Source organism: Modestobacter italicus (assembly GCF_019799965.1).
In the GTDB taxonomy this organism is placed as follows: Bacteria; Actinomycetota; Actinomycetes; order Mycobacteriales; family Geodermatophilaceae; genus Modestobacter; species Modestobacter italicus_A.
The window spans coordinates 440,568-460,565 of sequence record NZ_JABGCJ010000004.1; the positions used below are offsets into that span (position 1 = coordinate 440,568).

General features: G+C 73.1%; 20 protein-coding genes. 11 read left to right on the forward strand and 9 right to left on the reverse strand.

Annotation, left to right across the window (positions count from 1 at the left end; translation table 11 throughout):
- Window position 1 precedes the first annotated feature (1 nt).
- On the forward strand, window positions 2-1,354 hold the full coding sequence (locus HLA93_RS12735) for a hypothetical protein (RefSeq protein ID WP_222194738.1): 1,353 nt from the start codon (window positions 2-4) through the stop codon (window positions 1,352-1,354).
- A gap of 65 nt (window positions 1,355-1,419) precedes the next feature.
- On the opposite strand, the gene HLA93_RS12740 is transcribed toward HLA93_RS12735, so the two are convergent.
- The gene (locus tag HLA93_RS12740) at window positions 1,420-1,617 is read right to left on the reverse strand and encodes a hypothetical protein (protein WP_222194739.1); all 198 of its coding nucleotides are present in this window, start codon (window positions 1,615-1,617) and stop codon (window positions 1,420-1,422) included.
- An 86-nt stretch (window positions 1,618-1,703) separates the two neighbouring features.
- On the opposite strand from HLA93_RS12740, the gene HLA93_RS12745 reads away from it, so the two are divergent.
- On the forward strand, window positions 1,704-2,696 hold the full coding sequence (locus tag HLA93_RS12745) for a LacI family DNA-binding transcriptional regulator (protein ID WP_222194740.1): 993 nt from the start codon (window positions 1,704-1,706) through the stop codon (window positions 2,694-2,696).
- A gap of 9 nt (window positions 2,697-2,705) precedes the next feature.
- Here HLA93_RS12745 and HLA93_RS12750 read toward each other — a convergent pair whose 3' ends face one another.
- From HLA93_RS12750 to HLA93_RS12760, 3 genes are all read right to left on the reverse strand, one after another.
- A complete protein-coding gene (locus tag HLA93_RS12750; RefSeq protein ID WP_222194741.1) occupies window positions 2,706-4,268 on the reverse strand; it encodes an aldehyde dehydrogenase family protein in 1,563 nt (520 codons plus the stop codon).
- Window positions 4,269-4,403: 135 nt separating this feature from the next.
- Entirely contained in the window at window positions 4,404-4,754 is a 351-nt protein-coding gene (locus HLA93_RS12755; RefSeq protein WP_222194742.1) for a hypothetical protein, read from the reverse strand.
- A 207-nt stretch (window positions 4,755-4,961) separates the two neighbouring features.
- Window positions 4,962-5,450, reverse strand: a complete 489-nt coding sequence (locus HLA93_RS12760) for a flagellar protein FlhE (RefSeq protein ID WP_222194743.1) — start codon at window positions 5,448-5,450, stop codon at window positions 4,962-4,964.
- Between the two features lie 369 nt (window positions 5,451-5,819).
- On the opposite strand from HLA93_RS12760, the gene HLA93_RS12765 reads away from it, so the two are divergent.
- Together HLA93_RS12765 and HLA93_RS12770 are read left to right on the forward strand one after the other, a co-directional pair.
- Window positions 5,820-6,011: a hypothetical protein gene (locus HLA93_RS12765; RefSeq protein ID WP_222194744.1), complete on the forward strand. Its 192-nt coding sequence runs from the start codon at window positions 5,820-5,822 to the stop codon at window positions 6,009-6,011.
- An 80-nt stretch (window positions 6,012-6,091) separates the two neighbouring features.
- Window positions 6,092-7,099: a tripartite tricarboxylate transporter substrate binding protein gene (locus tag HLA93_RS12770; protein ID WP_222194745.1), complete on the forward strand. Its 1,008-nt coding sequence runs from the start codon at window positions 6,092-6,094 to the stop codon at window positions 7,097-7,099.
- Between the two features lie 49 nt (window positions 7,100-7,148).
- Here HLA93_RS12770 and HLA93_RS12775 read toward each other — a convergent pair whose 3' ends face one another.
- Window positions 7,149-8,048 (reverse strand): LysR substrate-binding domain-containing protein, encoded by a 900-nt coding sequence (locus HLA93_RS12775; RefSeq protein ID WP_222194746.1) that lies wholly within the window; start codon window positions 8,046-8,048, stop codon window positions 7,149-7,151.
- Between the two features lie 123 nt (window positions 8,049-8,171).
- On the opposite strand from HLA93_RS12775, the gene HLA93_RS12780 reads away from it, so the two are divergent.
- From HLA93_RS12780 to HLA93_RS12805, 6 genes are read left to right on the forward strand one after another with little or no spacing between them, the layout of a single operon-like run.
- On the forward strand, window positions 8,172-8,684 hold the full coding sequence (locus tag HLA93_RS12780; protein ID WP_308128098.1) for a tripartite tricarboxylate transporter TctB family protein: 513 nt from the start codon (window positions 8,172-8,174) through the stop codon (window positions 8,682-8,684).
- A gap of 1 nt (window position 8,685) precedes the next feature.
- Complete coding sequence (locus HLA93_RS12785; RefSeq protein WP_222194747.1) at window positions 8,686-10,308, forward strand: tripartite tricarboxylate transporter permease; 1,623 nt, start codon at window positions 8,686-8,688, stop codon at window positions 10,306-10,308.
- Complete coding sequence (locus tag HLA93_RS12790; RefSeq protein ID WP_222194748.1) at window positions 10,305-11,279, forward strand: tripartite tricarboxylate transporter substrate binding protein; 975 nt, start codon at window positions 10,305-10,307, stop codon at window positions 11,277-11,279. Before HLA93_RS12785 ends, HLA93_RS12790 begins: the two co-directional genes overlap by 4 nt.
- Window positions 11,280-11,309: 30 nt before the next feature.
- Window positions 11,310-11,978 carry a 3-oxoacid CoA-transferase subunit A gene (locus HLA93_RS12795; RefSeq protein WP_222194749.1) on the forward strand — a complete coding sequence of 223 codons (669 nt, stop codon included), beginning with the start codon at window positions 11,310-11,312 and terminating at the stop codon, window positions 11,976-11,978.
- Window positions 11,975-12,643 (forward strand): 3-oxoacid CoA-transferase subunit B, encoded by a 669-nt coding sequence (locus HLA93_RS12800; protein WP_222194750.1) that lies wholly within the window; start codon window positions 11,975-11,977, stop codon window positions 12,641-12,643. The genes HLA93_RS12795 and HLA93_RS12800 overlap by 4 nt, the downstream gene beginning before the upstream one ends.
- A 28-nt stretch (window positions 12,644-12,671) precedes the next feature.
- The gene (locus HLA93_RS12805) at window positions 12,672-13,661 is read left to right on the forward strand and encodes a tripartite tricarboxylate transporter substrate binding protein (RefSeq protein WP_222194751.1); all 990 of its coding nucleotides are present in this window, start codon (window positions 12,672-12,674) and stop codon (window positions 13,659-13,661) included.
- A gap of 16 nt (window positions 13,662-13,677) precedes the next feature.
- Here the strand turns inward: HLA93_RS12805 and HLA93_RS12810 are convergent, their stop codons facing one another.
- The 4 genes from HLA93_RS12810 to HLA93_RS12825 form a co-directional block, all read right to left on the reverse strand.
- Window positions 13,678-15,156, reverse strand: a complete 1,479-nt coding sequence (locus HLA93_RS12810) for a rhamnulokinase (protein WP_246626420.1) — start codon at window positions 15,154-15,156, stop codon at window positions 13,678-13,680.
- A gap of 20 nt (window positions 15,157-15,176) precedes the next feature.
- Window positions 15,177-17,213, reverse strand: a complete 2,037-nt coding sequence (locus HLA93_RS12815) for a bifunctional aldolase/short-chain dehydrogenase (RefSeq protein WP_222194752.1) — start codon at window positions 17,211-17,213, stop codon at window positions 15,177-15,179.
- A gap of 110 nt (window positions 17,214-17,323) precedes the next feature.
- Window positions 17,324-18,496 carry an L-rhamnose isomerase gene (gene rhaI, locus HLA93_RS12820; RefSeq protein WP_222194753.1) on the reverse strand — a complete coding sequence of 391 codons (1,173 nt, stop codon included), beginning with the start codon at window positions 18,494-18,496 and terminating at the stop codon, window positions 17,324-17,326.
- Window positions 18,493-18,852 carry an L-rhamnose mutarotase gene (locus HLA93_RS12825; protein ID WP_222194754.1) on the reverse strand — a complete coding sequence of 120 codons (360 nt, stop codon included), beginning with the start codon at window positions 18,850-18,852 and terminating at the stop codon, window positions 18,493-18,495. Before HLA93_RS12825 ends, rhaI begins: the two co-directional genes overlap by 4 nt.
- Before the next feature lie 111 nt (window positions 18,853-18,963).
- Between HLA93_RS12825 and HLA93_RS12830 the strand changes: the two genes are divergently transcribed.
- A complete protein-coding gene (locus HLA93_RS12830; RefSeq protein WP_308128104.1) occupies window positions 18,964-19,986 on the forward strand; it encodes a LacI family DNA-binding transcriptional regulator in 1,023 nt (340 codons plus the stop codon).
- Window positions 19,987-19,998 lie beyond the last annotated feature (12 nt).

Sequence of the window (19,998 nt, forward strand, 5' to 3'; positions counted from 1 at the left end):
GATGGACCTGCTGGACGTCGAGACCGAGCTCCGGTCCCACCTGGCCACCCGCCCGACCCCCCGCGCCCCCGGTGACCTGGCGGCACGCACCCGGCTGCGACACCGCCGGCAGCGCCGCCAGCGGGCAGCGGTGGTCGGCGTCGGGCTGGCCGTCGCGCTGGTCTTCGGGTCGGTACCGGTGCTGCGCGGCCTGCTCCCCGACACCGGGACGACGCAGGACGTCGCCGCACCGTCCCGCGGGGTGAGCACGCAGAGCCTCTACGACCTGCCTCCCCGCGGCGACCTCGCCGGCGACGACGCCTGGCTGCAGGCGGTGGCCGCGCTGCCGTGGCAGGCCGACGAGTTCGACCCGGACACACCCCCGCCGGTGGAGAGCCACCGGGTGGCCTGGGCCGGTGACGAGGCCGGAGTGCGGATCGCCTTCGTGCTGGGTGAGGTCGACGGCCGGCTCAGCGGCACCTGGTTCACCGGCCCGGCCGGCGCGGAGCCCGGCGAGCTGACCCAGGCGACCGGCGTCCAGCGGCTGGTCCGCAACCAGCCGCTGGCGTTCGTCGACGTCCCGGACGGCGGGTCGTCCGGCGTGCTGGTCGTGGTCGGGCTGCCCGGCGACAGCGTGGAGTACGTGGCCGGCACCACGGTGACCGCGGCCGGTGAGGAGCAGGTCGACCGCCGGCAGCTGCCCGGGGAGGACGGCGTGGCCGCCGGGGCGATCAGCGACCCCCGCGCGTCGGCGCGCAGCCTGCAGGTCGTCGTCTCGCGGAACGGTCAGGAGCTGGACTCGATGAGCTACGTGCTCACCGACCGCGCCGAGGCCGCCGCCTGGGCCCCGATCGAGGGGATCGCCGACCCGCGAGGGGTGGGGTCGCGGGTCTCCGAGGACACCGTGCAGAACACCCTGCAGCTCCCGCTCAGCGCCTACGGCCCCGGGCTGGAGGGCGCGAGCACGGTGCTGCTCACCGCCGGGCCGACCGCGGACGGGCGCGGGGAGATGGTGCTGGCCGGTGTCACGTTCCGCTCCGGCGCCACGACGCTGGTGGTGGGCTCCACTCAGCAGCAGGCCGACGGGACGACCACCAGCTCGAGCTCGACCGCCGACCCGCGGCCCGCCGGGACCCCACTGACCGACCAGCTGCTGGCGGTGCCGCTGGGCGGGGACCTCGCGCTCCACGGCCCCGCGGACGCCGTCCGGGCGGAGGTGCTCGACGCCGACGGCTCGCTCCTGACCACCCTGCCGCTGGTGACCGGCACCGGGGTGGGCACCGCGGGCGACGGCCCGGCGGCCGCCGCGGTGCGCTTCCTGGCCACCGACGGCACCCTGCTCGCCGAGGTGCCGGTCAGCGAGCTCGGCCGGTGACCGGGGAGCCCGCGTCGGTCATCGCGATGCGCCAGCTGGCCGCCGAGGCCCACGGGCGACGGGTGTCAGCGCGGCTGCGCCCGACGCACCAGGAGGCCGCCCACCGCCGCCACCACCAGGCCGACCGCCACCTGGGCGATGCCGATCCCGCCACGGTCGCTGCCGAACCAGGTGACCGAGGAGACCAGCAGGACGACGGCGATCCCCAGCAGGAACAGGCCGATCTGCCGCTCTCGAGGGGCCCGTGGCTCCGGTGACGTCATGACGTCGACCTTCTCAGACCGGGCTGAGAGCGGTTCCAGCGCCTACAGGCCCCCGGAGCCGCCCGGCCGGTGACAGGGTGGGTGCCATGCGTCAGGACCACCGGCCCGCGGTGACGATCGAGCACGTGGCCCGCGCCGCGGGGGTCTCCCGGGCCACGGTGTCCCGGGTGCTCACCGGGTCCGGGCCGTCCTCCGCCGACGCCGCGCAGAAGGTGCGCGCCGCCGCCGAGCGACTGGGCTACACCGCCGACCCGGTCGCCCGGGCGCTGGTGCACGGCCGGGGCACCCGGCTCGTCGTCGCGGTGACCAGCGCCTCCCCCACCGACCTCGTCGACTGCCCCTACGTCTCCCGGGTGGTCGGCTCGGCCGCCCAGCGGTGCGCCGGCGACGAGCTGGGGGTCGCGCTGCAGTGGCTGCCACTGGCGGCGCCGGAGCCCACGCTCGAGGCGCTGGCCCGGGACCGCTCGGTCGCCGGTGTCGTGCTGGTCAACACCACCCGCCGGGTGCTGGCCGCGCTGCCGCCCCGGCTGGCCGGGCGGGTGGTCTCCATCGGTGCGGGCTCCGCCGACGTCCCGCTGGTCGACGTCGACACCACGGCGGCCGCCGCCGCGCTCACCGCCCACCTGCTCACCTCGGGCCGCCGGCGGATCGCGATGCTGGCCGGGCCGCCGTGGCTGCCCTGCGCCGACCGCCCGGTGGCCGCGTACCGGGCCGCGGTCCGGGCGGCCGGCCTGCCCGAGCGGGTGCTGGCCGGGGACTTCACCACCGACAGCGGCCGGCTGGGCGCCGTCGAGGCGCTGCGCCGCTGGCCGGACACCGACGCCCTGTACGCCATCTGCGACGAGACCGCCCTGGGCGCGATCCAGGCGCTCCGCGCACTGGGCCGGCGCGTGCCGGAGGACGTCGCGGTGACCGGCTTCGACGACCTGCCGCTGGCCGCGTTCAGCGGCCCGGCCCTGACCACCGCGACCCACCCGGTCGAGCAGATCGCCGCGCACGCGGCCGGCAGCCTCCTCGACCGGGACCGCACGCCGGCCACCCTGTTCGACTCCGAGCTGGTGGTCCGGCAGAGCGCCTGAGCGGGGCGTTCAGATCGCGGCGGGGTAGCGCGAGTGCTCGGGGAAGTTGCCGTACAGCAGCTCGTTCTCCGGGCCCTGGGTTACCGCCTGCACCAGCAGCTCGCCGCCCACGAAGCAGCCCAGCCACGAGGCGACGCGGCCCCCGAACGGCTCGGCCCGGTCACCGCGGGACCGGGGCTTGTTGATGCCGACCTTGAACGCCTGCACCTCCCGGGCCAGCCGGCGGGCCTTGTCCTCGTCGTCGCAGGCCAGGCTGGCGACCAGCGCGCCGTTGGAGGCGTTCATCTGCGCCAGCAGCTCGGCCTCGGAGTCGACCACGACGATGGTGTCGATCGGCCCGAACGGCTCGGCGTGCATGAGCGCGCTGGCCCCGGCCGGTGAGAGCAGCGCGGCCGGCGCGACGTAGGCGGAGGTGTCCTGCCCGGTGATGAACCGGCCGTCGGAGACGCGCCCCCGGTACAGCGGGACGGCGCCGCGGTGCATGGCGTCGTCCACCCGGCGGCCCAGCTCCTGGGCCTTGGCGGCGCTGATCACCGGGCCGAAGTCCAGGGTCGGGAGGTCGTCACCGTCGGCCTCGACGGCCAGCGGGTGGCCGAACCGCAGCGACTGCACGACCGGCAGGTAGGTGGCCAGGAACTGGTCGACCAGCTCCCGCTGGACGACGTAGCGCGGGTAGGCGGTGCAGCGCTGCTTGCCGTACTCGAAGCCCTTCTTCAGGTGCGCGGCGAGCCCGGCCCAGTCGGAGAACTCCCAGATGCCCCAGGCGTTGAGCCCCTCCTGCTCGAGCATGTGCCGCTTGCCGGTGTCCAGCAGGTCGGCGGCGACCTTGCCGCCGTTGGACCGGCCGCCGACGAAGGCCAGCGCACCGATCTCCGGGGAGCGGACCAGCACGCTGGACAGCTCCGCACCCCCGCCGGACAGCAGGGTGACCGGCAGCCCCTCCCGCGCCATCAGCGCGTGGGCCAGGGTCAGGCAGGCCGCCCCGCCCTGCGACGGGGTCTTGGCCAGCACCGCGTTGCCCGCGAGCAGCTGCACCAGCTCGGCGTGCACCAGCACCGACATCGGGTAGTTCCAGCTGGCGATGTTGGACACCGGGCCGGCCAGCGGAGCGCGGTCGCCGAGCATCGTCTCGATCTCCTCGACGTACCAGCGCACGCCGTCCAGCGCCCGGTCGACGTCGGCGCAGGCCAGCTTCCACGGCTTCCCGATCTCCCAGGCCAGCAGCAGCGCCAGCTCGTCACGGGCGGCGGCCATCGCCTCGACGGCTGCGGTGACGCGGGCCTTGCGCTCGGCCAGCGGCGTCCGGGCCCACTCCCGGTGTGCGGCGGCAGCGGTCAGGACGGCGTGCTGGGCCTCGCCCGCGGACAGCCGGGGCAGGCCGATGAGCTTGGTGCCGTCGACCGGGGTGACCATCGGCTCGGGGCTGCCGATCGGCCGCCAGGCGCCGTCCACCAGGTTGTGCAGCCGGTCGGTGCCGAACGCCTCGGGGGCGAGCTCGGCGGCGCGGCCCAGCACCGCCGCCCACTCGGTGCCGGGCTTGACGTGCAGGGCCGGGGGCGTCGTGGCTGCCATGACGGCACTCTGCCAGTCGTCCAGGACGTCTGGAGCGTGACACGGCTCACGTGGTGGCCGGAGGAGCATTCTGGCCCGTGACGGTCCACAAGGGGCGTTAGCGGCTACCCGCAACCCTGGACGGCGACCGCGACTTCACGAGCCCTGGTCGGTTGTACGCGCGGTTGACCATGCCGAGGTGAGCACCGGCCCGACAGCCGCAGGTTCGGGCCGACTGGCGGGGTTGCGCCTGCCTAGGGCCTCGATCAACTTATCGACGCCGGCCTTGAGCTCGGCGAAGTCCGAGCTGTTGGCGTTGTCCGCGAGGAGGTTCTGCAGGTAGCCGGCCGTGATCGGCTGATTGGCCGGCAAGCGCCCCTGTGCGCGATCGATGGCCATGATGTGCACCAGCATGGGTGCCAGTGCATGCCCCTTTGAGTCGACCCCGTCGGCGTTGAGGTCAAGGCCAAGGGCGTCCTTGATCAGCGCGCGGTCTCCGTCGGTCAAATTCGCGAGGTTGTTGGGCTTCCCGTTCCAGCGGTCGGTGGTCCCCGCGCTGGGTGTGATCTCCTGAGCGAGAGTCGGGGCAGCTGATGCTGATAGTGAGAAGTTGGAACTGATCACTAGATCGCCTTCCTCTTAACGGTTCTGCGCGGTGCCGACACCAATCATCTGGGGGTATCGGCACCGCGCAGAGTCGGCCTGACGGCCCGGTCAGGACGTGTAGTTGACCGTGATCCCCACCGACTGAGCCTGGTAGTAGTTCGGCGCGAGCGAGCGCTTCGTGCTCGAGGCCAGGTAGCTAAGGAAGTGGAACGACTCATCGGCCGGCAGCCCAGCGAAGTCAGAAGTACTACCCGAGTACGACTGGGTGTTGTAGCTGGGAGAGACGTCGGTGCAGTAGTCGTCGGTCGGGCCCCAGCACAGGTAGACGTGCAGGCTGGTGCCCGAGGGCGGCGCTGACTGCATCGACCAGTTGAAGCTGACGTCGGAGACGACGGCGCCGAAGGGAACCGCGGAGTTGGCCGTCAGGTCGTTCCCTCGGCCCAGCTCGTTGGTGTAGTAGACAGTGGGCCGCAAGGTGCCCTCGCTGTCGTACCACTGGCCGGCGACGGCGGCCGACGCCATGCTGGTACCGACCGGCGCGACCAGGGCGGCGACGGCCAGCCCAAGGGTGAGAAGCAGTCGTGTGATGGTCTTCATGACTAGCTGTCCCAATCTCAGCCAGAGCGAGCCCTGGACAGAGGCTCCCTGTCGAGCTCCCTGTGAGGAACAGGTCACGCCCAGTGGTCGCAGGAGTCAACGGGTCCGAATCGTCTGGAATCGGGCTTAGTGCACTTCGCGTCGGCGTTTCCTTGGTGAGTGAACAACGGGCGAATCGCTTCAACAGTCACACCTGACTCGTGCGCCCCATGGGCGGGAGCATGAAGGCGAGCCAGCCGCCTGCCGCGCCAAGCTGCGAAGGATCATGGCGAGGCTGATCGACACAACCGCCGGGCATGATGGTCGGCGCCCGAACTGCACGGGCTCGTGGCCGCTAGGAACGACAACCACAGAGGACGTGTTCTTGCCATGCCGCAGATTCACTACGCCGGAGTCAAGATCGAGGTCAGCAACCCGAAGGCTCTCGAAGAACTGAGGGCGGCGGCCAGTGCGACCGCCCCTCACATCGTGACCGTCTACCTGGGGCCACGGGACGGGTATGGCGAGTTCCTCGTCGGCGGTGGCATCCCGGTTCGCGCCTCGATCGTTGCCCGACCGTGATCCAGCGGCCGAGCACCCCCCGGTGACGCAGGGCACAGTGAGCCAGGCCACTGCTGCCCGCCACCGACGGAGGACAACCGATGCAACGACGCCGGCTCACCCTTCCCGCACTCCTCGCCGCGACCGCGCTCACCCTGGCCGCCTGCGGCGGTTCCGAGGACGAGCCCGCGACGGGAGGTGGTGGTGGGGACGACGCCGCCGCGGCGGACTACCCGACCGACGACATCACCCTCTACGTCCCCTACGCGGCGGGTGGCCCGACCGACCTGGCCGCGCGGACCATCGGCGACTGCCTCACCACGGAGTTCGGCCAGACCGTCGTGGTGGAGAACCGTCCCGGCGCCTCCGGGTCGCTCGGCATGCAGGCGATGCTCGCCGGTGGCGCCGACGGCTACAGCCTGTCGCTGATCGCCGTCCCGGCCACCGCGACCAACCCGCTGAACCAGGACGTCGGCTACACCAACGAGGACTACGTCCCGATCGCCGCCGTCACCGAGATCCCCTCCGTGCTCGCGGTCGGCGAGGACTCCGAGTACGCCGACGCCGAGGCGTTCTTCCAGTACGCCGAGGAGAACCCCGGCCAGCTCAACGTCGGCGTGCCGGGGGCGACGACGTCCCAGGCGATGGAGCTGCAGCGGATGGCCGAGGAGTACGACGTCCAGCTGACCGCAGTGCCGTTCACCGGGAACGCCGAGATGACCACGGCACTGCTCGGCGGCAACGTGGACGCCGTGTTCATCAACGCCTCCGAGGACGTGCTGCAGAACGTCGACGCCGGCAGCTTCGTGCCGCTGGCGGTGAGCCCGGCCGAGCAGGTCGACTACCTGGAGGGCGTGCCCACGCTGGCCGAGTCCGGCTTCCCGGAGCTGACCAGCAGCGTGTCGGTGTTCGGCCTGGCGGCCCCGGCCGGCACACCGGACGACGTCGTGAGCACCCTGGAGGAGACGGTCAGCAGCTGCCTGGAGCAGCCGGAGACCCAGGAGCGGCTCGGCGAGCAGTACGTGCCCGACGAGTTCATCGGCTCGACCGCCTTCGCCGACCGGATCGACGAGATCGTCGAGGCCTACGGCCCGATCCTGCAGGACTGACCCACCGGCCGGTGCCGTCCGGGCGTCCACCGCCCGGACGGCGCCGGCGCTACCCCGCCGGGCTGGGCAGCACCTCCTCGGCGGTGGCCAGGAAGCCGGCCAGCACCGGGGAGGGGTCCTCCCGCCGCCAGGCCAGCGCGATCGGCACCCGGACGTCGACCCCGCCGGAGATCGGCCGGAAGACCACCCCCTCGAGCTGCAGCTGCTCGGCCGAGGCCGGCATCAGCGTCACCCCGACCGCGGCACCGACCAGGGCCACCACGGTGTGCGTGTCCGGCGCCTCCTGCACCACCCGCGGGGTGAAGCCGGCCGAGAAGCAGGCGTGCACGGCCGCGTCGCGCAGCGCCGAGCCGTGCCGCGAGGGGTAGGTGACGAAGGGGTCCGCGGACAGGTCGGCCAGGTCGACGGCGGGCTCCCCGGCGAGCGGGTGGTCCAGCGGCAGCACGGCCATCAGCGGCTCGTTGAGGATCACCCGGCTGGCCAGCGGCCCGTCGGGCACCGGCGCGCGCAGGAACCCCACGTCGATGCGCCCGTCCAGCAGCGAGCTGACCTGGGCGCCGCTGAACACCGCGGGGTGCAGGTCCAGCCGCACCAGGGGGTAGCGCAGCCGGTAGGTGCGGGCCATCCGCGGGAGCAGGCGCCAGGTGATCGCCCCGGTCACCCCGACCCGGATCTCCCCGCGGGCGCCCCGCTCGGTGGCCAGCACCGACTCCCGCGCGCGGTCGACCTCGGCCAGCACCCGGCGGACGTGCTCCAGGAAGACGACCCCGGCCCCGGTCAGCCGCACCTGCCGGGTGGTGCGCTCCAGCAGCAGCGTCCCGACGTCCTGCTCGAGGTGCTTGATCTGCTGGCTCAGCGCCGGCTGGGCCGTGTGCAGCCGGGCGGCGGCCCGGCCGAAGTGCAGCTCGTCGGCCACGGCGGCGAAGGCCCGCAGGTGACGCAGCTCCATCGGGCCCCTCCCCACTCATGCACCACTGGTCTGGATCAGTGGGCCATTCCGTATTGGACCACTCTCAAAGCCCGCCCTAGTGTCCTGGGTCACACGCAGCGTCGACGAGGACGAGGTGAGCACGTGCACGGCTCCACAGCGGCGTCCGGGACCGGGACCGAGGGGACGGCGAGCCGGGGGCACCGCTGGCTGCGGCTGCACCGGGTCGCGCCGCTGCTGCTCCTCGCCCTCGGGGTGGCGGCGGTGTTCGGTTCCCGCCGGCTGGGCCTGGGCGAGCTGACCGCGCCCGGGCCGGGGCTCTGGCCGTTCATCGTGTCGCTGCTGCTGACCGGCACCGCCGCCGTCCTCGTCCTGCTCGACCCGGCCGAGGACTACGAGCCGTGGACCCGCGGCACGGTGCGGATCATCGCCGGGCTGGTCAGCCTGGGCGTCTTCATCCTGCTGTTCCAGACGTTCGGCTTCGTCGTCGCGGCCTTCCTGATGCTGCTGCTGTGGCTGCGGGTCTTCGGCGGGGAGTCCTGGCGGATGACCCTGGTCCTCGCCGTCGGCGGCACCGCCGTCATGTACCTGCTGTTCGTCGAGGCGCTCGGCGTGCCCTTCCCCGACGGCCTCGTCGACGCCGTGATCGGGGGCTGACGTGGACAGCTGGAACGGCATCCTCCAGGGCTTCTCCGTGGCCCTGGACCCGACCAACCTGCTGTACGTCTTCCTCGGCGTGCTCATCGGCACCGTCATCGGGGTGCTGCCCGGGCTCGGCCCGACGGCGACGATCGCCCTGCTGCTGCCGATCACCTACACGGTCGAGCCGGTGACCGCGGTGATCCTGCTGGCCGGCATCTACTACGGCTCGATGTACGGCGGCACGATCACCTCGGTGCTGCTGCGGCTGCCCGGCGAGGCCGCGTCGGTGGTGACCACCTTCGACGGCTACCAGATGGCCAAGCAGGGCCGGGCCGGGCCCGCGCTGGGCATCGCCGCCGTCGGCTCGTTCATCGGCGGCACGGTCTCGGTGGTCGGGATGGTCCTGCTGGCGCCCCCTCTGGCCGACCTGGCGGTCTCCTTCGGTCCGCCGGAGTACGTCGCGCTGACCGTGCTGGGCATCCTGCTGGTCACCTACCTGGGCACCGGCTCGGTGCTGAAGAGCCTGTCGATGGCCGCCGTGGGCCTGCTGCTGGCCACCATCGGCCTGGACCCGATCACCGGCACCGCACGCTTCACGTTCGGTGAGGTCTCGCTCTTCAACGGCCTGGACTTCGTCGCGGTGGCGATGGGCCTGTTCGGCGTCGGGGAGATCCTGCACAGCCTGGAGCGGACCGAGAAGGTCCAGGCGGTCACCTCCAAGATCAAGGGGATCTGGCCGACCCGGAAGGACTTCCGCGACTCGGCCGGGGCCATCGGCCGCGGCTCGGTGCTGGGCTTCGCGATCGGCGTGCTCCCCGGCGGCGGCGGGGTGGTCTCCTCGCTGGCCTCCTACGCGATGGAGAAGCGCCGGGCCAAGGACCCCAGCCGCTTCGGCAAGGGGGCCATCGAGGGCGTCGCCGGGCCGGAGACGGCGAACAACGCCTCCTCCACCTCGGCGTTCATCCCACTGCTCACCCTCGGCATCCCGCCCAACGTGGTGCTGGCGCTCATCTTCGGCGCCCTGCTGGTGCAGGACATCACCCCTGGGCCGCAGCTGATCGAGCAGCAGCCGGAGATCTTCTGGGGCGTCATCGCCTCGATGGTGATCGGCAACCTGATGCTGCTGGCGCTGAACATCCCGCTGGTCGGCGTCTTCGTGCAGATGCTGCGGGTGCGGGCCGGCATCCTCGCCGCGTTCGCCCTGCTCGTGACCATGGCCGGCGTCTTCTCGGTCAACAACAACGTGTTCGACATGTGGGTCGTGCTCGGCTTCGGCGTCATCGGCTGGCTGATGAAGAAGACCGGCTTCGAGCCCGGCCCGCTGGTGCTCGCCTTCGTGCTCGGCTCGATCCTCGAACGGGCCTTCCGACAGTCGATGCTGATCTCCGGCGGCAGCTTCGACATCTTCGTCACCCGCCCGATCTCCGGCGGCATGTTCGCCTTCATGGCGCTGATCATCATCGTCAGCGCGATCACCAGCCGGCGCCGCAAGGCCGTCTTCGGCCGGGTCGACCCCGCCGACGTCGACGAGACCGACGAGCCGGGCCCGGACGCCGACCGGCAGGTCACCGCCGAGGGCAGCCCCGGCGCCGACTCGACCACCGACACCCCCTCCTCCACCACCCCGGGAGAACGATGACCGCGCGCCGCACCCTCGCCGTCCTGCTGCTCGCCGGCACCGCGCTGACCGGCTGCGGGGGCGGCGGTGGGGGCTCCGCGGAGGCGCCGGAGGAGTACCCGACCGATGACATCGAGCTGCTGGTGCCCTACACGGCCGGCGGCCCGACCGACATCGCCGCCCGGGCGCTGGCCGCGCACATGGAGGGCGAGCTCGGCCAGACCGTCGTCGTCACGAACGCCCCCGGCGCCTCCGGTGCCACCGCGTACCAGCAGCTGATCGCCGCCGACGCCGACGGCCACACCCTGTCGATGACGGCGTTGCCCACAGCGGTGCTCAACTACCTGTCCAACGAGGTGGGCTACACCCGGGAGGACTTCGCGCCGGTCGGCGTGGTCACCCAGGTGCCGTCGGGGATCGTCGTCCCGGCCGACTCGCCGTACGAGTCGTTGGAGGACCTCTTCGACGCCGCGCGGGCCGACCCGCAGGCGGTCACCGTGGGCACCCCGGGGGCGACGAACACCCACGCCGCGGAGACCCGGCGGATCACCCAGCTCTACGACGTCCCGCTCACCGTCGTGCCGTTCAACGGCAACGCGGAGGTGCAGACCGCGCTGCTGGGCGGCAACGTCACCGCCGGGTTCGCCAACCTGTCCCAGGACATCCTGCCGGCGATCGAGTCCGGCGACCTGCGGGTGCTGGCCGTCGGCAGCCCCGAGCCGCTCCCCTACCTGGACGCCCCGACGTTCGTCGAGCTCGGCTACCCCGAGCTGGTGCAGAGCACCACGACGTTCGGGGTGATCGCCCCGGCCGGCACGCCGGAGGAGGTCGTGCAGACCCTGGAGGACACGCTGCGCAGCGCGGCCGAGGAGCCCGGGGTCGTCGGGGCGCTGGACGAGCGGTACGTGCCGGCGGAGTTCATCGGCGCGGACGGGCTCGGTGAGCTGTTCGCCGAGACCGAGGAGACCTTCCGCGATGTCCTCGCCGACTGAGACGCGCTGGTACCGCCGCCAGGGGGCGCGGTGATCGACAAGCGGGTGGCGACCCTCGCCGACGCCGTCGCCGGGATCTCCGACGGCGCCACCGTGCTGATCGGGGGCTTCGGCGACTCCGGCGTCCCGGTGGAGCTGGTGCACGCCCTGCTCGACCAGGGCGCCCGCGACCTCACCGTGGTCACCAACAACGCCGGCGCCGGGGAGAGCGACGTCGCGGCGCTGATCCGGGAGCGGCGGGTGCGCACGGTCGTCTGCTCCTACCCCCGCTCGATGGGCTCGATCTGGTTCGAGGAGCTGTGGCGAGCCGGTGAGATCGGCCTGGAGCTCGTGCCCCAGGGCACGCTCAGTGAGCGGATGCGCGCCGCGGGCGCTGGACTGGGTGGCTTCTTCACCCCGACCGGCGCGGACACCCTGCTGGCCGAGGGCAAGGAGGTGCGCACCATCGGCGGGCGCCCGCACGTCTTCGAGCACCCGCTGCCCGGCGACGTCGCCCTGGTCAAGGCGCACCGGGCCGACCGGTGGGGCAACCTCGTCTACCGGAAGGCGGCCCGCAACTACGGCCCCACGATGGCCACCGCCGCCGCGCTCACGGTGGTGCAGGTCGAGGAGCTCGTCGAGCTCGGCGACCTGGACCCCGAGGCGGTCGTGACCCCGGGCATCTTCGTCGACCGGGTGGTCGAGGTGGCGGCGTCGTGATCCGCCCGCTGAGCGACGTCGCGGTGGCCCGCAGGGTGGCCCGCGACATCCCCGACGGCGCCTACGTCAACCTGGGCATCGGCATGCCGATCCTGGTCGGCGACGTGGTCGGGCCGGACAAGGAGATCGTCTACCACAGCGAGAACGGCATCCTCGGGATGGGACCGGCCCCCGCGCCCGGCGAGGAGGACCGGGAGCTGATCAACGCCGGCAAGCAGCCGGTCACCCTGCTGCCCGGCGGCTGCTACTTCCACCACACCGACGCCTTCGTGATGATGCGCGGCGGGCACATCGACATCTCCGTGCTCGGTGCCTTCCAGGTCTCCGAGACCGGTGACCTGGCCAACTGGATCACCGACCTGGCCACCATGCCGCCGGCCGTCGGCGGGGCGATGGACCTGGCCGTGGGCGCCAAGCGGGTGCTGGTGATGACGACGCACACCACCCGGGACGGCCGCCCGAAGCTGCTGCCCCGGTGCAGCTATCCGCTCACCGCCGCGGGGGTGGTCGACCGGGTCTACACCGACCTGGCGGTCCTGGACGTCGGCCCCGCCGGGTTCGTCGTCCGGGAGATGGCCCCGGGGCTCACCCGCACGGAGCTGCAGTCGGTCACCGCCGCCCGGCTCGGCTTCCCCGACGACGTCGGCGAGCTCGACCCGCACTGACCCGCACCGCCCGACCCCGGAGGCGACGATGCCCCTGTCCCGCACCGCCCGTGCTCTCACCGCCTGTGCCGCTCTCGGCCTGCTGACCGCCTGCGGGTCGGAGGAGTCGTCGTCCGGCTCGTCGGGCGCGGCCGCGGAGTACCCGACCGAGGAGATCCGCCTGCTGGTGCCCTACGGGGCCGGCGGGCCCACCGACCTCGCCGCCCGCGCCTTCGGCGCCTCACTGGAGGAGCAACTGGGCCAGACCGTCGTGGTGGAGAACCTGCCCGGCGGGTCGGGGGCGATCGCCACCCAGGAGCTGATCGGCGCCGAACCCGACGGGCACACCCTCTCGCTGGCCACCGCCGGCACCCTGGTGCTCACGCCGCTGGCCAACGAGGTCGGCTACACCTTGGACGACGTGACGCCGATCGGGGTGATGACCGAGGTGCCCTCGGTACTGGCCGTCGGGGCGGACTCGCCGTACACGACGATCGCGGACCTCGTCGCCGCGGCGGAGGAGCAGCCCGGCGCCCTGAACGTCGGCGTCCCCGGCGCCTCCACCCCGCAGGCGATCGAGCTCCAGCGGCTGGCCGAGGAGCACGACGTCGAGGTCACCGCCGTGCCGTTCAACGGCAACGCGGAGATGACCACGGCACTGCTCGGCGGCAACGTCGACGCGGTGCTGATCAACGCCTCCTCCGACGTCACCAGCAACATCGACGCCGGCCAGTTCCGGCCGCTGGCGGTCTCCTCGGCGGAGCGGCTGTCCTGGCTGCCGCACACCCCCACCCTGGCCGAGTCCGGGTTCCCGGAGCTGACCCTGTCCGGGTCGACCTTCGGCCTCATCGGCCCCGCCGACCTGCCCGAGGAGGTCGTCACCGAGCTGGAGGACGCCCTCCGGACGGCGCACGGCGACCCGGCGATCGCCGAGCAGGTGGGCGCGGAGTACGTGCCCGAGGAGTTCCAGGGCGCGGCCGAGTTCCAGGAGCTGCTCGACCGCACCCAGGAGGTCTACGAGCCGATCCTCGGCGACTGACCGCCGGGCCGGAGGGTCAGCGCAGCCGCGCCTCGGCGGCGGCCCAGGCCCGCTCGGCGTCGGCGGTCGGGGTGTGGCGCTGCACCTGCTGCGTGTCCCGCAGCAGCGCCCGCATCTCGGCCAGCCCGCCGCTGACCGCACCGCCCGCGCGGGCCTGGACCAGCACGTTCCCCAGCGCCGCCGCCTCGACCGGCCCGGCGACCACCGGCAGCCCACAGGCGTCGGCGGTGAGCTGGCACAGCAGCGCGTTGCGCGCTCCGCCGCCGACCAGGTGGACGACGTCCACGGCCTGCCCGGAGAGCTCGGCCGCCCGGCGCACCGCGCGCCGGTAGGCCAGCGCCAGGCTGTCCAGGATGCAGCGGACGGTGGCCGACTGGCTCTGTGGCGGCGTCTGCCCGGTCTCCCGGCACACCTCCGCGATCCGGGCCGGCATGTCACCGGGCGGCAGGAAGCGGGCGTCGTCGCAGTCGACGACCGCGCCGAAGGCCGGCTCGCGGGCCGCGGCGTGCAGCAGTTCGGTGAGGTCGGCCGGCAGCCCGGCCGCCTGCCAGGTGCGCAGCGACTCCTGCAGCAGCCACAGGCCCATCACGTTGCGCAGGTAACGGACCGTTCCGTCCACCCCGAGCTCGTTGGTGAACCCGGCCTCCCGGCTGGCCTCGGTGAGCACCGGGCCCGGCAGCTCCACACCGACCAGCGACCAGGTGCCGCAGGAGACGTAGGCGAACCGCTCGGACGCCGCCGGCACGCCGACCACCGCAGACGCGGTGTCGTGCGACCCCACCGCGGTCACCGGCACCGGGCCGGTCAGGCCGGTCTCGGCGAGCACGTCGGCGGTGAGCTCGCCGAGCCGATCCCCGGGCTGCCGCAACGGCGGGAACAGCTCGTGCGGCAGGCGGAGCCGGTCGATGAGGTCGGTCGACCACCGCCGGGTGGTGGCGTCCAGCAGCCCGGTGGTGGAGGCGTTGGTGACCTCGGCCCCGACCGCCCCGGTCAGCCAGTACGCCAGCAGGTCGGGGACCAGCAACGCCCGCCGGGCCAGCCCGAACCCGGCCAGCTGCCGCATCGCCGCGAGCTGGAACACCGTGTTGAACGGCAGGTGCTGCAGGCCGTTGACCCGGTACAGCTCGGCCGGCGACACCAGCTCGTGCACCCCGGGGACGGCGGTGGCGTGCCGGGCGTCCCGGTAGTGCACCGGGTTGCCCAGCAGCGCGCCGTCGGCGTCGAGCAGCCCGACGTCGACCGCCCAGCTGTCGATGCCGACGCCGTCCAGCGGCCCGGCGTCCCGCCCGGCGGCGCGGAGGCCGTCGAGCACCCCGCCGTAGAGCGCCAGCACGTCCCAGTGCAGCGTGCCGGCGACCCGGACCGGCCGGTTGGCGAACCGGTTGACCTCGTGCAGCTCCAGCCGCCCTGGACCCACCCGCCCGACCATCACCCGCCCGCTGGAGGCCCCCAGGTCCACCGCCGCCAGGCTCAGCTCCCGGCCCCCACCGGCCATGTTGGCCAACATGGCCGCCGTCAGCGGAGGAAGGCGGCGGCGACGCCGGAGTCGACCGGGACGTGCAGCCCCGTCGTCCGGGTGAGCTCGCCACCGGTGAGGGCGAAGACCGCATCGGCGACGTGGTCGGGCAGCACCTCGCGCTTGAGCAGGGTGCGCTGGGCGTAGAACTGGCCCAGCTCCTCCTCCGGGACGCCGTAGACCGCGGCCCGCTTGGCGCCCCAGCCGCCGGCGAAGATCCCCGACCCGCGGACGACGCCGTCGGGGTTGATCCCGTTGACCCGGATCTGGTGCTCGCCCAGCTCGGCGGCCAGCAGCCGCACCTGGTGGGCCTGGTCGGCCTTGGTCGAGGAGTACGCGATGTTGCTCGGGCCGGCGAAGACCGAGTTCTTGCTGGAGATGTAGACGACGTCGCCGCCCATCCCCTGCTCGATCATGATCCGGGCTGCCTCGCGGGAGACCAGGAAGGAGCCCTTGGCCATCACGTCGTGCTGCAGGTCCCAGTCGGCCTCCGTGGTCTCCAGCAGCGGCTTGGAGATCGACAGCCCGGCGTTGTTGACCACCAGGTCGACGCCTCCGAAGGCCAGTACCGCCTCGCGGAACGCTGCGGCCACCGCCTCGGCGTCGCTGACGTCGGCCGCCACGCCCACCGCGACGTCGGTCGAGCCGATCTCCGCGGCCGCATCGGTGGCCTTGGCCAGGTCCAGGTCGGCGACGACGACGCAGGCGCCCTCGGCGGCCAGCCGCTGGGCGATCGCCTTGCCGATGCCGCTCGCCGCGCCGGTGACCAGCGCGACCCGGGTGGCCAGCGGCTTGGGCTTCGGCATCCGGGCGAGCTTGGCCTCCTCCAGCGCCCAGTACTCGATCCGGAACTTCTCGCTCTCGTCGATCGGCGCGTAGGTGGAGACCGCCTCGGCGCCGCGCATCACGTTGATCGCGTTGACGTAGAACTCCCCCGCGACCCGGGCGGTCTGCTTGTTCGCGCCGAAGCTGAACATGCCGACGCCGGGCACCAGCACGATCGCCGGGTCCGCGCCGCGCATCGGCGGGGAGTCCGGGCCCGCGTGCCGGGAGTAGTAGGCCGCGTAGTCGGCGCGGTAGGCCTCGTGCAGCTCCTTGAGCCGGGCGACGACGTCCTCGACCGGGGCGGACGCCGGCAGGTCGACCACCAGCGGGCGCACCTTGGTGCGCAGGAAGTGGTCGGGGCAGGAGGTGCCCAGCGCCGCCAGCCGCGGGTGCTCGGCCGACGCCAGGAAGTCGAGCACGACGTCGGTGTCGGTGTAGTGCCCTACCTGCGGCTTGTCGGTGCTCGCCAGCCCGCGGACGACGGGCAGCAGCGCGGCGGCCTTGGCCCGGCGCTCGGTCTCCGGCAGCGCCTCGTAGCCCGGCAGCGGCGCCCCGAAGGGCTGCGGTCGGCCGCGCTCGGCGAGGAACCGCTCCGCCGTCGCGATGATCTCGAGGCTGTTGGCCTCGCACTGCTCGCTGGTGTCGGCCCAGGCGGTGATCCCGTGGCCACCCAGGATCGCCCCGATGGCCTGCGGGTTCTCCTCCGCGATCTGGGCGATGTCCAGGCCCAGCTGGAAGCCGGGACGGCGCCACGGCACCCAGACGACGCGGTCGCCGAAGCACTCCCGGGTCAGCGCCTCGCCGTCGGCGGCGGTGGCCAGGGCGATGCCGGAGTCGGGGTGCAGGTGGTCGACGTGCGCGGCGCGGACCAGCCCGTGCATCGCGGTGTCGATCGACGGGGCCGCCCCGCCGCGGCCGTGCAGGCAGTAGTCGAACGCGGCGACCATCTCGTCCTCGCGGTCGACGCCGGGGTAGACGTCGACCAGCGAGCGCAGCCGGTCCAGCCGGAGCACCGCCAGGCCACCCTCGGTCAGCGTGCCGAGGTCGCCGCCGGAGCCCTTCACCCAGAGCAGCTCGACCGGCTGCCCGGTGACCGGGTCGGTCTCGGTGCCGGCGGCGGAGGTGTTCCCGCCGGCGTAGTTGGTGTTCCGCGGGTCCGCGCCGAGGCGGTTCGAGCGGGCGAGCAGGTCACTGACCACGGGGTTCGTCATCGAAGAGGTCCTCAGTTCGGGGAACAGGCGAGCTTGTCCGCGCGAAACCGCGCGTGCTTTCGCGCGCGAAGGCGCGGGTGCTTTCGCGCGCGAAGGCGCGGGTGGTGGGGTTAGGCGCCCCAGGAGGCCTGCTGGCCCCCGACGCGTTCGGTGGCGATCTGCTCCTGGTGCCCGGAGGCGGCGTAGGCCCGGTAGGGGTCGCCGGCCAGGCCCTTCGACTCGCGCAGTTCGGCGAGCAGCGGGCGGACGTCGGTGTTGTAGGCGTCCATCAGCGCGGCGTTGGCGCCGAGCACGTCACCGGACTGCTGGGCGGCGCGCAGCGCCTCGCGGTCGACCAGCAGCGCCTTGGCGGTGGCCTCCTGCACGTTCATCACCGAGCGGATCTGGCCGGGGATCTTCGGCTCGATGTTGTGGCACTGGTCGAGCATGAAGTTGACGCCGGAGTCCGGCCGGAGCGCGTCGGCCCGGACGATCTCGTTCATGATCCGGAACAGCTGGAACGGGTCGGCGGCGCCGACGATCAGGTCGTCGTCGCCGTAGAAGCGGGAGTTGAAGTCAAAGGCGCCGAGCCGGCCCACCCGCAGCAGCTGGGCGACGATGAACTCGATGTTGGTGTTCGGCGCGTGGTGGCCGGTGTCCAGCACCACCTTCGCCTGCTCGCCGAGGGCCAGGCAGTGCAGCAGCGAGGTGCCCCAGTCGGGGATGTCCATCGTGTAGAAGTACGGCTCGTAGAACTTGTACTCGAGGATCAGCCGGTGCTCGGGGTCGAGCTCGGCGTAGATCTGCTGCAGCGACTCGGCCAGCCGGTCCTGCCGGTCGCGGATGTCGTCCTGGCCCGGGTAGTTGGTGCCGTCGGGCAGCCAGATCTTCAGGTCGGTCGACCCGGTCGCCCGCATGACGTCGATGCACTGCACGTGGTGGGCCACGGCCTTGGCCCGCACCGCGGGGTCGGCGTGGGTGAGCGAGCCGAGCTTGTACTCGTCGGCCTGGAAGAGGTTCGAGTTGATCGCGCCGATGGAGACGCCCTCCTCGGCGGCGTGCCGGGCGAGCGCGCCGAAGTCGTCGACGAGGTCCCACGGGATGTGCAGCGAGACCCGCGGGGCGGCGCCGGTGTGCCGGTGGACGACGGCGGCGTCGCTGATCTTCTCGAACGGGTCGCGGGGGACGCCGGGGGTGCTGAACACCTTGAACCGGGTGCCGGCGTTGCCGAACGCCCAGGACGGCAGCTCGATGGTCTGCTGAGCGAGCGCGGTCAGGGCCTGGCCGCGGAGATCGGTGGTCACGGGGTGTCTCCGTTCGTGGTGGTGTGCTCCCCGGCGGCCCGCAGCTGGGCGTCGAGGTCGAAGACGAGGTCGAGCGTGGCCTTGCCGCGGCCGTCGCCGGTCTCGAAGAAGGGGGCCATCTCGGCCTCCCACCGGGCGCTGACCGGGGCGGCGTCCACCGCGGCCTGCGCGGCCGCCAGGTCGTCGGTCTCGACGACGCCGACGAGCAGGCCGTCGGGGCGCAGGAAGAGCTGGTAGTCGCGCCAGCCGGCGTCGCGCAGCGCGCGGAGCATCTCCGGCCAGACGGCGGCGTGGCGCTCGCGGTACTCGGCGAGCCGGTCAGGGCGCACCTGGAGGGTGAAGCAGACCCGCGGCACGACGCCTCCTCACTGAAACGATTCACAAGGTGCTGTGGGCCACAGTAGGATGCTGCGTGCGAGCGGTCAACGGACCGGCCGAGAACCGAGGGGGCACCACTGACCGCCAGCATCCGGGACGTCGCCGTCCACGCCGGCGTCTCGGTCGGCACGGTGAGCAACGTCCTCAACCGGCCCGACTCGGTCAGCCCCGCGACCCGCGAACGCGTGCTGAACGCCATCACCACCCTGGGGTTCGTGCGCAACGAGTCGGCCCGTCAGCTGCGCGCCGGCCACAGCCGCACCATCGGGCTCGTGGTGCTCGACATCGCCAACCCCTTCTTCACCGACGTCGCCCGCGGGGTGGAGGAGGTGGCCAACGCGCAGGGCCTGTCGGTGGTCCTGTGCAACTCCGACGGCAGGCCGGCCAAGGAGGCCGCCCACCTCGACGCGCTCACCGAGCAGCGAGTGCGGGGCGTCGTCCTCACCCCGACCGCCGACATCTCCCCGCAGGTCCAGGCGCTGCGGCAGCGCGGCGTCCCGGTGGTGCTGCTGGACCGTCGCGCGCCCGGCGCCGACCAGTGCGCCGTGGCCGTGGACGACGTCCTGGGTGGCCGGCTGGCCGCCGGCCACCTGCTCGACCAGGGGCACCGCCGGATCGCCTTCATCGGCGGCACCACCGGACTCCCGCAGCTGCAGGAGCGCTACCAGGGCGTCGCGGCCGCCGTCCGCGAGGGCACCGGCTCCGACGAGGCGCTCGCCGTCGTCACCCCCGACACGCTCACCGTGGCCGGTGGCCGTGAGGCCGCCGCACGCATCCTCCGGCTGCCTGCCGGGCAGCGCCCCACCGCGGCGGTCTGCGCGAACGACCTGCTGGCGATGGGCGTGCTCCAGGAGATGGTGCGCCAGCAGGTCCGGGTGCCCGACGACTTCGCCATCGTCGGCTACGACGACATCGACTACGCCGCGGCCGCCGCCGTCCCGCTGACCTCGGTCCGCAAGCCCCGCGAGGAACTGGGCCGCCGGGCGGCCGAGCTGCTGCTGGACGAGGCTGCAGCCGAGGGCCACCAGCACCAGCAACCGGTCTTCGAGCCCGTGCTCGTCGCCCGCGAGTCCAGCACGGCCCGGCACCTCAGCCGGTCCGTGGCGAGCTGAGCGGAGGTCTCA